At 68.9% G+C, this 13447-nt stretch carries 12 protein-coding genes; 6 read left to right on the top strand and 6 right to left on the bottom strand.

The genetic code is table 11. The features are described from left to right. Positions 1-16: 16 nt before the first annotated feature. The 6 genes from EV659_RS03075 to uvrA all read right to left on the bottom strand — a co-directional run bounded on the left by EV659_RS03075 (position 17) and on the right by uvrA (position 8800). Positions 17-1072 (bottom strand): FecCD family ABC transporter permease, encoded by a 1056-nt coding sequence (locus EV659_RS03075; protein WP_132707667.1) that lies wholly within the window; start codon positions 1070-1072, stop codon positions 17-19. An 89-nt stretch (positions 1073-1161) separates the two neighbouring features. Further along, the gene (locus EV659_RS03070) at positions 1162-2031 is read right to left on the bottom strand and encodes a heme/hemin ABC transporter substrate-binding protein (protein ID WP_242463657.1); all 870 of its coding nucleotides are present in this window, start codon (positions 2029-2031) and stop codon (positions 1162-1164) included. 775 nt (positions 2032-2806) lie between these two features. After that, positions 2807-4177 (bottom strand): pyridoxal phosphate-dependent decarboxylase family protein, encoded by a 1371-nt coding sequence (locus EV659_RS03065; protein ID WP_165878679.1) that lies wholly within the window; start codon positions 4175-4177, stop codon positions 2807-2809. A 341-nt stretch (positions 4178-4518) separates the two neighbouring features. Further along, on the bottom strand, positions 4519-4935 hold the full coding sequence (locus tag EV659_RS03060) for a hypothetical protein (protein WP_132707353.1): 417 nt from the start codon (positions 4933-4935) through the stop codon (positions 4519-4521). Next, positions 4910-5587 (bottom strand): hypothetical protein, encoded by a 678-nt coding sequence (locus EV659_RS03055; protein WP_132707351.1) that lies wholly within the window; start codon positions 5585-5587, stop codon positions 4910-4912. The genes EV659_RS03060 and EV659_RS03055 overlap by 26 nt, the downstream gene beginning before the upstream one ends. A 324-nt stretch (positions 5588-5911) precedes the next feature. Continuing rightward, positions 5912-8800 (bottom strand): excinuclease ABC subunit UvrA, encoded by a 2889-nt coding sequence (gene uvrA / locus EV659_RS03050; protein WP_132707349.1) that lies wholly within the window; start codon positions 8798-8800, stop codon positions 5912-5914. 367 nt (positions 8801-9167) lie between these two features. Between uvrA and EV659_RS03045 the strand changes: the two genes are divergently transcribed. The 6 genes from EV659_RS03045 to EV659_RS03020 all read left to right on the top strand — a co-directional run bounded on the left by EV659_RS03045 (position 9168) and on the right by EV659_RS03020 (position 13397). Next, entirely contained in the window at positions 9168-9656 is a 489-nt protein-coding gene (locus EV659_RS03045; RefSeq protein WP_132707347.1) for a tetratricopeptide repeat protein, read from the top strand. Between the two features lie 257 nt (positions 9657-9913). Continuing rightward, the gene (locus EV659_RS03040; protein ID WP_132707345.1) at positions 9914-10474 is read left to right on the top strand and encodes a YbjQ family protein; all 561 of its coding nucleotides are present in this window, start codon (positions 9914-9916) and stop codon (positions 10472-10474) included. Next, positions 10467-11000 carry a heavy metal-binding domain-containing protein gene (locus EV659_RS03035; protein WP_165878678.1) on the top strand — a complete coding sequence of 178 codons (534 nt, stop codon included), beginning with the start codon at positions 10467-10469 and terminating at the stop codon, positions 10998-11000. Before EV659_RS03040 ends, EV659_RS03035 begins: the two co-directional genes overlap by 8 nt. After that, positions 10997-11341, top strand: coding sequence for a DMT family transporter (locus EV659_RS03030; RefSeq protein ID WP_132707341.1), 345 nt, complete (start codon positions 10997-10999; stop codon positions 11339-11341). The genes EV659_RS03035 and EV659_RS03030 overlap by 4 nt, the downstream gene beginning before the upstream one ends. 107 nt (positions 11342-11448) lie before the next feature. Then, on the top strand, positions 11449-11970 hold the full coding sequence (ssb, locus tag EV659_RS03025; protein ID WP_132707339.1) for a single-stranded DNA-binding protein: 522 nt from the start codon (positions 11449-11451) through the stop codon (positions 11968-11970). A 284-nt stretch (positions 11971-12254) separates the two neighbouring features. After that, entirely contained in the window at positions 12255-13397 is a 1143-nt protein-coding gene (locus EV659_RS03020) for a DUF2336 domain-containing protein (protein WP_132707337.1), read from the top strand. Positions 13398-13447: the final 50 nt, after the last annotated feature.

Below are 13447 nucleotides of genomic sequence, written 5' to 3'. Positions count from 1 at the left end.
TATCCCTCCTCGGTGTTCACCACAGGCCCAGGCCCCGGCGGCGCATCAGCAGCCACAGGAAGAACGGCCCGCCCACGCAACTGGTCAGGATGCCGATCGGCAGTTCGGCCGGCAGCACCAGGGTGCGCGCCAGCACATCGGCGATCAGCAGCAGGCTGGCGCCGAGCAGTGCTGCGGCCGGCAACAGCACCCGGTGGTCGGGGCCGATGGCCAGGCGCACCAGGTGCGGCACCACCAGGCCGACGAAGCCGATCACCCCGGTCAGCGCCACCGACGCGCCGACGGCCAGCGCCGCCAGCACCACCACCCAGTTCTTGGTGCGCTCCACGTCGAAGCCCAGATGGGCGGCCTCGCGCTCGCCGAACAGCAGCGCGTTGAGCGGCCGGGCGAGCCGGACCGCCGCCAGCGCCGGGATCAACATCAGCGGCGCGGCCAGCGCCAGCCGGTCCCAGGTGACGCCGCCCAGGCTGCCCAAGAGCCAGAAATTGAGGTCGCGCAACGCCTGGTCGTCGCTGAGAAAGATCAGCAGCCCGATGGCCGCCCCGGCAACCGCGTTGAGCGCGATCCCGGCCAGCAGCATGGTCGCCACCTCGGTGCGGCCGCCGCGGCTGGCGATGCGATAGACGATCCAGGTGGTCGCCAGGCCGCCGGCGAACGCGGCCAGCGGTACCGCCACGTCCTGGGCGATGGCGGCGAGGCCGAACGGCAACACGCCGCCGAGCACGATCACCAGCGCCGCAGCCAGCCCGGCGCCGGTGGACACACCGATCAAGCCGGGGTCGGCCAGCGGGTTGCGGAACAGCCCCTGCATGGCCGCGCCCGAGACCGCCAGCGCCGCGCCCACCAGCATGGCCAGCAGCGTGCGCGGGCTGCGCAGGGCCACCAGCACCGTCTCCTGCACGCTGGTATGGTCGGTGAGCGCGGGCAGGCCAAGCCGGCTGGCCAGGATCGACAGCGCATCGGCGGGCGGGATCGCCACCGCGCCGACGCCGAGCGACAACAGCACCGACAGCACCAACAGAGCGCCGATGGCGGTCAGGGCGATCCGGCTGCGGTCGGCGTGCTGGGCCATCGCCCGCGCCGGGTCGAAGCGGTCGGCCGGGCTCTCGGCCGGGCTCTTTGTGGGGGCCGAACGGGGCAAGACGGGGGTTCCGATGGTGCTCATCGCTGGACCGTCCGGTCCGGGTGCAGTTTGGTCGCCAGGGTGTCGACCGCTTCCGGCAGCCGCGGGCCGAAGCCCAACAGCAGCAACATGTCCATGGCCTCCAGCCGGCCGGCCCGGGCCGCCGGGCTGTCGGCGAATTCGGGCCGCGCCAGGATCGCCGCCTTGCTGCCGGCGGCGTCGAGCGTGCGTTGCGGCACCAGGATGATATCGGGGGCGGCGGCCGCCGCCGCCTCGGGCGACAGCGGCTTGAATCCGTCCATACCGTCGAGCGCGTTGCGCCCGCCGGCCAGGTCGATCATGGTCGCGGCGGACGTCCCGGCGCCGGCCGCCATGGGCGGCCCGCCGGCCAACGAGATGACGAACAGCACGCGCGGGCTGTGGTCGATCGCCGCGATCCGCGTCGCCACCTCTGCATAGGCGTTGTCGAACTGGTCGAGCAGGGTCGCGCCGGCGGCCTGGCGCCCCAGCGCCTCGGCGACCCGGGCGATCTTGGTGCGCACCCCGTCGGCGCTGGTGTCGTCGGGCACGGTGACGATGGTCAGACCGGCGGCGTGCAACTGCCGGATCACCGGCGGCGGGCCGGCGTCTTCGATCAACAGCACCAGATCGGGGTCGAGCGCCAGGATCGGCTCGGCGGCCAGATTGCGCATATAGCCCACATCGGGCAGGTCGCGCGCCGCGGCGGGATAGAGGCTGGTGCTGTCCACCGCCACCAACCGGTCCTGCGCGCCCAGGGCATAGACGATCTCGGTCAAGGCACCGCCCACCGCGACGATGCGTTCGGGACCGGCGTCGGCGGCCCAGGCAGCGGGGCCGCCAGCGGGATTGGCCGGGGCGACCGTGACGGCAAGCGCCACGGCCAGCATCCTGGCCACGGGCTGGCCCAGCGTTTGCGCGACGAAGCCATGACCCTTGGGGCGCCCCGGGCGCTTTTTCCTGTCCGGTGGCGGGCTGCCCGCCTGGTCGGTTTTCGGGTCGCGGCAGTGGGCGCAAGGTGGCTTGGGACCGGGCGAGGGTCGGCGCAGGGTCACGAACCGGAGAAAACGCATGGCGAGCCTCTTCGCTGTCGGTGGAGGGCGCCCGTGGACGCCTCCTTCGCTGCTATCGCAAATCATGCGCAATATCAATCACAATCGCGAATAAGTCGCGATATCACGCAGGGCGGCCAGGGTGCCCGATCGATGGTGCCAGGATCGGGGAGGGGATGCCGACGCGGCTATTGGCCTTGGCGGTGGCACTGTCTGGGGCACGGGCGGGCGCGCGATGGTCGACGCGGCGGGTCCGCTCGCGCTGCACCGGCAGGCCGCCACGGCGCCGCTTGGCCGGTCCGGGCTTGGCCTTGCACGCCCCACCACCGATTGCGGCATGGCGAGCCGCCCTGTGGCGGCGCGATAGGCAATCGCCGCCGGCGGCCGGATCGCTGCCGAGTGTGGGGTCTTGGCGCCCATGGCCGGCAGCGGTGTGCGGCGGCGATGGGCGGCGTCGGGGCGCTCGCCATGGCGGGATGGGCGATCAACGCGAAACGGCGGCCGGCTTGCCTGGCGTCCACCTTCGCCGGTCGGGTCGCCGTGCAAACCCCGGTGCCACCCCTGGTCGATCCCTTGCGATCGATCAGGGCGGCGCCGGGGGGGGGGCGAGCGGTCAGGCGGTTTCGTACATCTGGCTTTTCAGGAACTGCGCCAGGGTGTCGATGTCGGTGGCTTGGGTGCGGCCATTGGTAACGCAGAAGCGCAGCATGGGCACGCCGTCGAGCTTGGCCTTGGAGATCCAGAAACCGCCCTGTTCCAGAGCCGCGGTCAGATAGCGATCGACCGATTCGGGGCCTTCGGGGGGCACCAGGCAGGCGACCGCGGCGGGCGACTCGTTGGCCAAGTGCCAGCCGGCTTTGGTCAGCGTGTCCACCAGCCGGTCGATCAGCGCGATCGCATGGTCCACATGGGCGGCATAGCCCGACCAGCCGGCATTGGCCAGCGACAGGAACATCCGCAGGCCGACGAACCGGCGCGACCATTGGGTGGAGGTGCGGTAATAATTGGTGCTGCCCTCGTCGTCGGGCATGTACATGGTGTCGATGTCGAAGGTCTGTTCCAGGATCTCGGGTCGGGTGACCAGGATCATGCCCGCGCCCATGGTCATGGCGAACCATTTGTGGCCGTCGATGGTCACCGAGTGGGCGCGTTCCATGCCGGCCAGTGCGGCGCGCCGGGTCGGCGAGGCGATCAGCGCGCCGGCCCAGGCGGCGTCCACATGGCACCACATGCCGTAAGCCTCGGCCAGGTCGGCGCAGGCGGACAACGGGTCGATCATGCCGGCATTGGTGGTGCCGGCGGTGGCGGCGATCAGCACCGGCACATGGCCCAGGCTGAGGTCGGTCTGGATTTCCCGTTCGAGCGCCAGCGTGTCCATGCGGCCATGGCCGTCGGTGGCGACCAGGCGCACGGCGTTGCGGCCCAAGCCGGTGGTGTGGGCCAGTTTCACCCAGGCCAGGTGGCTCTCGCACGAGGTATAGATCACCGGCGGTCCGGCGAAGGCGGCGACGCCGTCCTGGCCGAAGCGTGGTTCGACCGCGGTCAGCGCGCACCACAGGGCGGTGGCGTTGGCTTCCGACCCGCCGCTGGTGAAATGGCCGGCGGTCTGGCGCGGCAGGCCGGCGCGTTGAGCCACCTGGCGCAGCACATGCTCCTCGATCGCCACCAGCTTCGGCGCCGCCGACCAGAAACAAACCTGCGGGTTGTAGGCGTTGACCAGTCGGTCGGCGCACTCGGCGGGAAAGGTCGGCGCGGGGTTAAAGAGGCCGATATGATGCGGGTGGGTGGTATGAACCATGCCGGTTTCAAGCGCATCGATCGACCAGTCGAGCAAGGGTTGCAAGTCTTGCGGGTGTTCGAAGTCGAAATCGGCCAGATTGTCGAACCAGCTCTGGGTCGGTGGCTCGGGCAGCGCCGGGCGCTGTCGGTATTGGGATCGCGCATCGGCCAGGCGCGCGGTCACGAGATCCTCGACCGCCGCCATTCGCTCCATATCTGGAAATAGGTCAGGATTGCTAGCCATAGTGTTTTCCCGAGGTCAGTGTAAGGTATGAAAAGTGTTGTTCCGAGACGCGTTAATAAAACGATATCAAAAAATCAGCTTTCTAGGCTTTATGGTTAAGATTTGTGTCGGGTCGTTTCCCTCCCCGCGCCGGCCGGCGCGGGCGGGAGAGAAAGACTCGTTTTCGATCAGAATTTTCCGGGCCAGACCGGCGTCGGGTGTCGGCGACGCCGCTGCCGGTCATGCCGCGCCGCGTCCCCCTTTGGCCGTGTCGCTTGGTCGCATCGGCGGCGGGGTGGGCGGTCGGTGGTGTGTCGCCGGCCTCAGCCGCCGGCGATCAGCGCCCGGGCGGCGAGCGCGCACAGCACCGCGACGGTCAGGTTCACCAGTGTGCCAAGCAGATAATAGGACGGGTTGGCGGCGATGCGCTCCTTGCGCACGAACTCCTTGGCGCCGATCAGGATGGCCAGGGCGCTGAACTGGTCGGCGAACACCAGCACGAACAGCAGAACCGTCTCGCAAAAGCCGATCCAGAAGCCGGTCGCGCGCCAGTCGAACACCCGCCCGCGGTCGCTGCTGTCGGGCAGCGGCGCCGTGGGTTCGCCCGGCCTGGGCACGGTGTTGTCCGATTTCAGGTGCGGAATGCCCAGGCGGATCACCAATGTGGACAGGATGAAGGCGACCGCGAAGGCCGCCGCCAGAATGCCGACGCTGTCAATCCAATTCCATTGATTCAGCATAATCAATGTTTTCCGATTGTTTGAGGGCGGCGAGGCGGGCGCGCAGGGTGGCCTCGGCGTCGATCAGCAGGGTCAATTTGCCCCGATGCACCGCGTCCGACACCGATTGGGGGAATTTGCCCAACGCCTCGGCCACGTCCTTCTGGTTGTCGCCCCGGGCCAGGCGCTCATAGACGGCGAACTGATAGTCGGTGAGGTCGGCGAGGGCGGCTTCCACCAGGGCGGCGAGGCTGGTCAGGGTGCGTGCTTCGAGCCCGTCGCCGACCTGCCAGACGCACGGGGCGTCGCGGGTTTTCAGCCGCGCCATGGCTTGGCTTGCGGCCTTGAACACCGGCCCGCCCACCTGGCGGATATCGGCGCTGCGGGCGCCGGCGCGCCCGGCGGCGACCACATAGCGAAACCCGGCATGATCGCGCAGCACCCCGCGCAGGTGAGCCAGCGCCTCATAGGCGGCGGCGGGATCGGCGAACAGGCCGGCGATTTCGTCGCCATAGCTGAGCGCCAGCGGCACCCGCAGGGTCTCGGCCATGCTGTCATTGAGGGTCGCCAGGGCCGGTTCCACCGCGCGCACCAGCGCGGTCGCAGCATCCCGCGACAAGGCTGTCGAGCGGCGCAGGTCGAGCATCAGCAGGATGTCGGGCGTCGGCGGCATCGGACAATGATAAGCGATTGATTATCGCGAAACAATGCTTGTGCCCGGTCGGGGCGGTCGGGGCGGTCGGGGCGGTCGGGTCGGTCGGGGTCGGTCGGGGGGAGCCGGCGGCGGCTGGATTGCCGCGCCGCCTTGCGGCGGCTCGCAAATGGCGGGGAGGGGAGGGTTGGTGGGGTGTCGCGGTGGCTGTCCCGTCCGGTGGCAGGGCGTGGGCGTCCATCCCCGGCCGCAATTGGCGAGGGTCAGCGACGCCATCCATCGGGCCGGCGGCCGGGTGCGGGAGAGAGGGCGCGGGCGGGCCGGCGCCCCCCTCCGGTCGCGCGGTTATTCGGCGGCGGCGCGGGTGCGGGCCGCCGCCAGGATCGGTTTGAGATAGCGCCCGGTGTGGCTTTCGGGCGTCTCGGCCACCTGTTCGGGCGTGCCGGTGGCGACGATCCGGCCGCCGCCGTCGCCGCCGTCGGGGCCCAGGTCGACGATCCAGTCGGCGCACTTGATCACTTCCAGATTATGCTCGATCACCACCACCGTGTTGCCCTGGTCGACCAGCGCCTGGAGCACGCCCATCAGGTTGCGCACATCCTCGAAATGCAGGCCGGTGGTCGGCTCGTCGAGCACATAGAGCGTCTTGCCGGTGGAGCGCTTGGCCAGTTCCTTGGCCAGCTTGACCCGCTGCGCCTCGCCGCCGCTCAGCGTGGTCGCCGCCTGGCCGATGCGCACATAGCCAAGCCCCACGCGCGCCAGCATGGCGAGCCGGTCGCGCACCGCCGGCACCGCCTTGAACAACTCGACCCCGTCCTCGACGGTCATGTCGAGCACGTCGGCGATCGACCGGTCCTTGAACTTGATGTCCAGGGTTTCGCGGTTGTAGCGCGCGCCCTTGCACACGTCGCAGGTGACGTAGACGTCGGGCAGGAAGTGCATCTCGATCTTCAGCAGGCCGTCGCCCTGGCACGCCTCGCAGCGCCCGCCCTTGACGTTGAAGCTGAACCGGCCGGGCTTGTAGCCGCGCGCCTGGGCCTCGGGCAGGCCGGCGAACCAGTCGCGGATCGGCGTGAACGCGCCGGTGTAGGTGGCCGGGTTGGAGCGCGGCGTGCGCCCGATCGGCGACTGGTCGATGTCGACCACCTTGTCGATCTGGTCGAGCCCCTTGAGCGCGCGGTGCGCGCCCGGCTGCACGCGCGCCTTGTTGAGCTGCCGGGCGACCGCCTTGTAGAGGGTTTCGTTGATCAGCGTCGACTTGCCCGAGCCCGACACGCCGGTGACGCAGGTCAGCGTGCCGAGCGGGATCGCCACGTCGACATCGGCCAGATTGTTGGCGCTCGCCCCCTCCACGCGCAGCATCTGGCGACGCCGAGACTTGCCCACGGTCTTGCCCCGGCGGCGCTCGGCCGGCACCGCCACCGCCCGCCGGCCGGACAGATATTGCCCGGTCAGGCTGGCGTCGTGGCCGAGCACGGTGTCGAGCGTGCCCTCGACCACCACCTCGCCGCCATGCTCGCCGGCGCCGGGCCCCATGTCGATGATATGGTCGGCGGTGCGGATCGCGTCCTCGTCATGCTCGACCACCAGCACCGTGTTGCCCAGGTCGCGCAGGTTCTTGAGCGTCTCCAGCAGCCGGTCATTGTCGCGCTGGTGCAGGCCGATGGACGGTTCGTCGAGCACATAGAGCACGCCGGTCAGCCCCGAGCCGATCTGGCTGGCCAGCCGGATGCGCTGGCTTTCGCCGCCCGACAGCGTCGCCGACGAACGGGCCAGGGTCAGATAGTCGAGCCCCACATCGTTGAGAAAGCCCAGCCGGTCGATGATCTCCTTCAAGATCCGGTCGGCGATGGCGCGCTTCTGGTCCGACAACTGGTCGGGCAGGGCGCGGAACCAGGCCAGCGCCTGGCGCACCGACAGCGCGCTGACCGCGCCGATATGGCGCCGGTCGCCGAGCTTGACCGCCAGCGCCTCGGGCTTGAGCCGGTGGCCCGCGCACGCCTCGCAGGTGGCCGAGGCCTGGTAGCGCGCCAGGTCGTCGCGCACCATCTGGCTGTCGGTCTCGCGCCAGCGCCGCTCGATATTGTGGATCACGCCCTCGAACGGCCGCTCGACGGTGTAGGTGCGCCGGCCGTCGTCATAGACCATGGCCACCGGTTCGCCGTCCGAGCCGTAAAGGATCGCCCGGCGCGCGGTCTCGGGCAGGTCGGCCCACGGCGTCTCCATGGCGAACCCATAGTGGCGCGCCAGGCATTGCAGGGTCTGGCGGTAATAGGGCGCCTGGGTCTTGGACCAGGGCGCCACCGCGCCGTCCTTGAGCGCCAGGGCCGGGTCGGGGATCACCAGCTCGGGGTCGAAATAGAGCTTGACGCCCAGGCCGTCGCACGACGGGCAGGCGCCCTGCGGGCTGTTGAAGCTGAACAGGCGCGGCTCGATCTCGGGGATCGTGAAGCCCGAGACCGGGCAGGCGAACTTCTCCGAGAACAGGTGGCGCTCGGGCTCGCCGTCGCCGTCGCGCGGCGCGGTCTCCACCGCCGCGAGCCCGTCGGTCAGCGAAAGCGCGGTCTCGAAGCTGTCGGCCAGGCGCGTCTCCAGCCCCGCTTTGACCACCACCCGGTCCACCACCACGTCGATATCGTGTTTGTACTTCTTGTCGAGCGCCGGCACGTCTTCGATGTCGTAGAACCGGCCGTCGACCTTGACCCGCTGGAAGCCCTTTTTGCGCAGCTCCTTGAATTCCTTGCGGTATTCGCCCTTGCGGTCACGCACGATCGGGGCCAGCAGATACAGCCGCTGGCCGTCGCCCAGCGCCAGCGCCCGGTCGACCATCTCGCTGACCGTTTGCGCGGCGATCGGCTCGCCGGTGGCCGGCGAATAGGGCGTGCCGGCGCGCGCCCACAACAGGCGCATATAGTCGTAGATCTCGGTCACCGTGGCGACCGTCGAGCGCGGGTTCTTCGACGTGGTCTTCTGTTCGATGGAGATCGCCGGCGACAGGCCCTCGATATGGTCCACGTCGGGCTTCTGCTGCATCTCCAGAAACTGCCGCGCATAGGCCGACAGGCTCTCCACATAGCGGCGCTGGCCCTCGGCATAGATGGTGTCGAACGCCAGGCTCGACTTGCCCGAGCCCGACAGCCCGGTGACCACGGTCAGGCTGTCGCGGGGAATATCCACGTTGACGGACTTCAGATTGTGCGCGCGCGCACCGCGCACCGACAGCGTCTTCAGCATCGGATCGATCCCAAGCGGATGGGGCCACGCCGGCCGATGGCCGGGGCGGCTGGGAACAAAAGGAGACTCAGCCGCGGACCATAGCGCAGATCCCGCACCGTGCAATGCGGCAGAGCGTATATCAGTTCCATGCGACGTTTTGTTAACAATTTCGCACTAGCGTCCGGCGCATGAGGCGGTCGGGCCCAGCGGTGCTGCGATGTCCACATATCCGGCTGGTCTCATGGCTTCGGCTCAATCCACAAGGCGTTGTTTGGTGTATTCGAGGTTCCCGGTGCGCCCGGGGGCGGGAGTATGTGGTATGGTTCGGCGGTTGATACTGTCTGTTTGTGTCGTTTTGTTGCTGTCGGGAGTGGCGGGTCGGCTGGTGGCCAGCGTCGATGATCGGCTGTTTGCTACCGGGAAGCGTGCCTATGCGACCGGCAATTATCGATCGGCGGCGGCGGCATGGCGGCCGCTGGCCGCTGGCGGCGATCCCAGGGCGCAGTATCGTCTTGGCCGGCTGCATGAACGCGGCGAGGGCGTCGCGCCCGATGGGGAGACGGCCCGGGCCTTGTACACGGCCGCGGCGTTGAGCGGGTTCGGGCCGGCGCAGTTGGCGCTCGGTCGGATGCTGGCGCACACCGGCGCGCCCTTGGACGACCTCGCCGAGGCGCTCACCTGGTTGATCCTGGCCGAAGAGCGGGACGTGGTCGGCGCGGCGGCGCTGCGGCAGGCGTTGGCGCCGACCCTGTCTTCGACCGATGTCCGGCTGGCTGAGTTGCGCGCCGAACGCTGCCGCTTGAGCCAGTATCGGGTGTGCGCCGTCACCCCGACCGACGGGCGATGGCAGTACGCCGCCAGCCAGTCGCGCTAGGCGGTCTTTGGTCCGCGATACCACCCACAGACAGGGCGGTGTGCCGGTTGCCGGTCCATGGCCGGCCACGGCGCCGCCGGGGTTGGCGCTTCGGCCGGTTGCAGAAACGCGCGCCCGGCGCCCGGCGCCCGGCGCCGGTTTCCGGGCGGCTGGTCGGCTTGTCTGCCGCTTTTTGGCTGCTTGGGCCTCCTGGCCGCTTGACCGCGTTATCGCCTTGCCTGATCTTGGTGCCCTTGCGTGCGGGGTGGGGATGAGCCATGGCGGTTTTGCGTGACAACCAGCCGGCCGGTCGGCTGATCGTAACCAATACCGAAACCGTGCCCGGCCACCGGGTGGTCGAGCAGTTGGGCGTCGTCCAAGGCAGCACGGTGCGCGCCAAGCATCTGGGCCGCGATATTCTGGCCGGCTTGAAGAATCTGGTCGGCGGTGAACTCAAAAGCTATACGGCCTTGATGACCGAGGCGCGCGAGGAGGCCATCGCCCGCCTGGTCGCCGAGGCCGACGGGCTCGGCGCGGACGCGGTGGTCAATCTGCGCCTGTCGACCATGACCGTCACCGACGGCGCCGCCGAGATCCTGGCCTATGGCACGGCGGTACGGCTTGTGCGCGTCGCGACCGAGGAGCAGGCGCCCGACCGTCAAATCCGCGAGCGCCCCGCCCCCGAGCGTCATGCCCCGCACGGACAGCCCGCGCCGGCGGCCGATCCCAACAGGGACGCCGCCCTGGGCGCAACCGTCCCCGGTCCCGGCGCGGCCGATCCCCTCTCGGACGCAGCCGACCCGGGTGCCCGGTCCGCAAGCGACCATCGCCATGACTGAGGCGGCGTCGGGGTCCGCTGTCGCCTGGCTCGATTGGGTTGGTTTTGTCCTGCCCGACACCGGGTGGCAGGTCGCGTTCGCGGCGGTGTCGGTGTCGGCCGGGCTGTGGCTGGCCAGTGTGTGGCTGGCGCGCCGCCATGACCGGGCGCTCGACCGCCATGACCGGTCGCCGGGCCGGCCGCTGTTGTCGACGCTGCCGCCGCCCGCCGATACCGGGTCGGCCCAGCTGATCTTTGCCTCGGTGGTGTTGAGCCATTCGCTGAGCCGCATGCTGTTGGTGGTGTTGCGGCGTCTGGTGGGCGGCGAAGTCGCAGCGCTGGGGCTGACGGTGCGGCGGGCCCGACGCGAGGCGCGGCGGCGGCTCGAACGTGCGGCCCGCGACGCCGGTTGCGACGCGGTCTATGGCCTGCGCTTTGCCGGTGTCAGCCTCGGCGCGGGCGGTCTGAAGACCGTCGAGGTGGTCGTCTACGGCACCGCCGTGCGCGGTGCCGGGCGCATCGACGCTCGACCCGGTGGGGGCCGATGATGGCCTGGTTGGCGTTGTTCGTCTGCATTGCGCTCGAGGTGGCGGCGACCACCTTGCTCAAACTGTCCGACGGGTTCGCGCGCCCCGGCCCGGCGACCGCGTCGCTGGCCCTTTATGGCGTGACCTTCTGGCTGCTCGCCTGGGTGTTTACCCGGTTGCCGGTGGGGATCAGCTATGCGGTCTGGTCGGGCGTCGGGGTGGCGGCGATCACCCTGATCGGCTGGGTGGCGTTCAAGCAGTCGCTCAACGGCTTGCAAATGCTGTTTTTGGCGCTGATCCTGATCGGCGCGGTCGGGCTCAACCTGACCACCGGCGCCACGCCGCCCGACGGCGGGGCTTGATCCCGGACCCGGGGCCGCGCCATATGCCGGCCCTGGCGCGGCCGGCCGGCATTCTCTAAGCTCCGGCGCGCACCCACAGCCAACCTCCCGAAACGATAGGATCAGCCATGGCAGGCAGCGTCAACAAGGTCATTCTGGTGGGCAATCTGGGCCGCGACCCGGATGTGCGCACGATGCAGAACGGCGGCAAGGTGGTGAACCTGTCGCTCGCCACCTCGGAAAGCTGGAACGACCGCCAGACCGGCGAGCGGCGCGAGAAGACCGAATGGCACCGGGTGGTGATCTTCGACGACCGCCTGGCCGAAACCGCCGAGCGCTATCTGCGCAAGGGCTCCAAGGTCTATGTGGAAGGCCAGTTGCAGACCCGCAAATGGCAGGACCAGTCGGGCCAGGACCGCTATTCCACCGAGGTGGTGCTGCAACGCTTCCGCGGTGCGCTGACCATGCTCGACGGCCGCGGCCAGGGCGCCGGCGGTGGCCAGGGCGGCGACTATGACCAGGGCCCCGGCGGCAGCGGCGGCCCGGGCGGTCAAGGCTATGGCGCCGGCGACTACGGCCATCAGGGCGGCGGCTTCGACCAGCGTCCCGGCGATCTGTCGTCCGATCTCGACGACGAAATCCCGTTCTGACGCCGGGCTGCGTGCAGCCCTTCGGGGCTGCACGTTTTGCACGATTTTCTTGTCGTCTGATCGCCTAAAAATATAGTCTCTGTGCAAAGCAAGTCGTCAACCTGAAGCATTGTTGTGGGCGTTACTGTACCGCCTTTTGGTTCAAGCATCGATGATCGATGAAAAAAGATTTGAATCCTCTTTGCTGTTCGACTAATGATAGACCGGATTTTGCCATAATCGGTGTTTCTCACACTAGGGTCGCTGTTCAATAGGGTGGCAGGGTCGACAGGGGAATCGGAGCCATGATTGCCGACATGGAAGACCTTCTGGCGCTGGCGCGGTCACGAACCGCCGAGGGCCGGCACAGGCTGGTGGAGAACATCACGGACCTGTTCCTGAGCCCGGAGTACCGCCTCTCGGATCATGAACGGGCGTTGATTTCCGATATTCTGATCAAGTTGGTCGACTCCATCGAACTGGACCTGCGCCGTGAGTTGAGCGTGGCGCTCGCCCACAGCGATGTGGAGATGACCGAATTGGCGCGTCGGCTGGCCAATGACGACATCACCGTGGCCTGGCCGCTGTTGCAACGCACGCGTCTGCTCCAGGACGTGGACCTGATCGAGATCATTCGCTTTCGCACCGAAGAGCACCGGGTGGCGATCGCCAAGGGCGACGGCGTGACCGAGCCGGTGTCGGAGGCGTTGGTCGCCTATGGCGGGATCGACGCGCTCGAAGCGCTGGTCAACAATCCCAAAGCGGCGATTTCGCGGTCGGCCATGGCCCATCTGGTGGCCGAGGCGCGGCGCTATGACAGTTTTCACGAGCCGCTGGTGTCGCGTCACGACCTGCCAACCGATCTGGCCTATCGTCTGTATTGGTCGGTGTCGGCGGCGCTGCGCCGGCACATTCTGGAGCAGTTCGATATCGACGAAGCGACCGTCGACGAAGCGTTGCGGCGCGCCAACCAGGCCGCCGAGGTCGCCCGGGCCGAGGCCAACGGCGCCCAGGTAACCGCCGAGCGGCTGGTCCGGCGCCTGGCCGAGGCCGGCGACCTGACGATCGATTTTCTGCTCAACACGCTGCGCAACGGCCATATGCCCGTGTTCGTTGCCGGCATGGCCTTTCTGGTTGGCGTCGACCAGCCGACCGTCTGGCGGGTGGTGACCGACAAGGGCGGTGAAAGCCTGGCGATCCTGGCCCGGGCCGTGGACATGACCCGGGAGCAATTCACCGCCATGGCGCTGCTGACCACCTCGTCGCGCGGCGGACCCGAAGTGCAGTCGACGGCCGTGGTCGAGAAGCTCACCAGCCTGTTCAACCGGATCGACACCGCCAAGGCGCGCAAAGCGCTGGTGCTCTGGCAACGCGATCGGGTTTTCGACGAGGCCATAGAGGAACTGCGCCATGTCCGGGAAAGCGGGGGAGCCGTCGCCGGGTCGTGAGCCCGAGGACGGCGGATTTACGGCGACCGTGACCTCCTTGCGCCCGACCG

The sequence above is a fragment of the Rhodothalassium salexigens DSM 2132 genome, from assembly GCF_004341375.1.
Taxonomy (GTDB): domain Bacteria; phylum Pseudomonadota; class Alphaproteobacteria; order Sphingomonadales; family Rhodothalassiaceae; genus Rhodothalassium; species Rhodothalassium salexigens.
The sequence above is the reverse complement of the archived record's forward strand: the minus strand, read 5'-3'. Positions and strand labels throughout refer to the sequence as shown.

Excerpts from the sequence above, each read along its gene's own strand:
- EV659_RS03075 (WP_132707667.1), bottom strand. The coding sequence starts at position 1,072 with ATGGCCCAGCACGCCGACCGCAGCCGGATCGCCCTGACCGCCATCGGC.
- EV659_RS03070 (WP_242463657.1), bottom strand. The coding sequence starts at position 2,031 with ATGCTGGCCGTGGCGCTTGCCGTCACGGTCGCCCCGGCCAATCCCGCT.
- EV659_RS03065 (WP_165878679.1), bottom strand. The coding sequence starts at position 4,177 with ATGGCGGCGGTCGAGGATCTCGTGACCGCGCGCCTGGCCGATGCGCGA.
- EV659_RS03060 (WP_132707353.1), bottom strand. The coding sequence starts at position 4,935 with ATGCTGAATCAATGGAATTGGATTGACAGCGTCGGCATTCTGGCGGCG.
- EV659_RS03055 (WP_132707351.1), bottom strand. The coding sequence starts at position 5,587 with ATGCCGCCGACGCCCGACATCCTGCTGATGCTCGACCTGCGCCGCTCG.
- uvrA (WP_132707349.1), bottom strand. The coding sequence starts at position 8,800 with ATGCTGAAGACGCTGTCGGTGCGCGGTGCGCGCGCGCACAATCTGAAG.
- EV659_RS03040 (WP_132707345.1), top strand. The coding sequence starts at position 9,914 with ATGGCGGTTTTGCGTGACAACCAGCCGGCCGGTCGGCTGATCGTAACC.
- EV659_RS03035 (WP_165878678.1), top strand. The coding sequence starts at position 10,467 with ATGACTGAGGCGGCGTCGGGGTCCGCTGTCGCCTGGCTCGATTGGGTT.
- EV659_RS03030 (WP_132707341.1), top strand. The coding sequence starts at position 10,997 with ATGATGGCCTGGTTGGCGTTGTTCGTCTGCATTGCGCTCGAGGTGGCG.
- ssb (WP_132707339.1), top strand. The coding sequence starts at position 11,449 with ATGGCAGGCAGCGTCAACAAGGTCATTCTGGTGGGCAATCTGGGCCGC.
- EV659_RS03020 (WP_132707337.1), top strand. The coding sequence starts at position 12,255 with ATGATTGCCGACATGGAAGACCTTCTGGCGCTGGCGCGGTCACGAACC.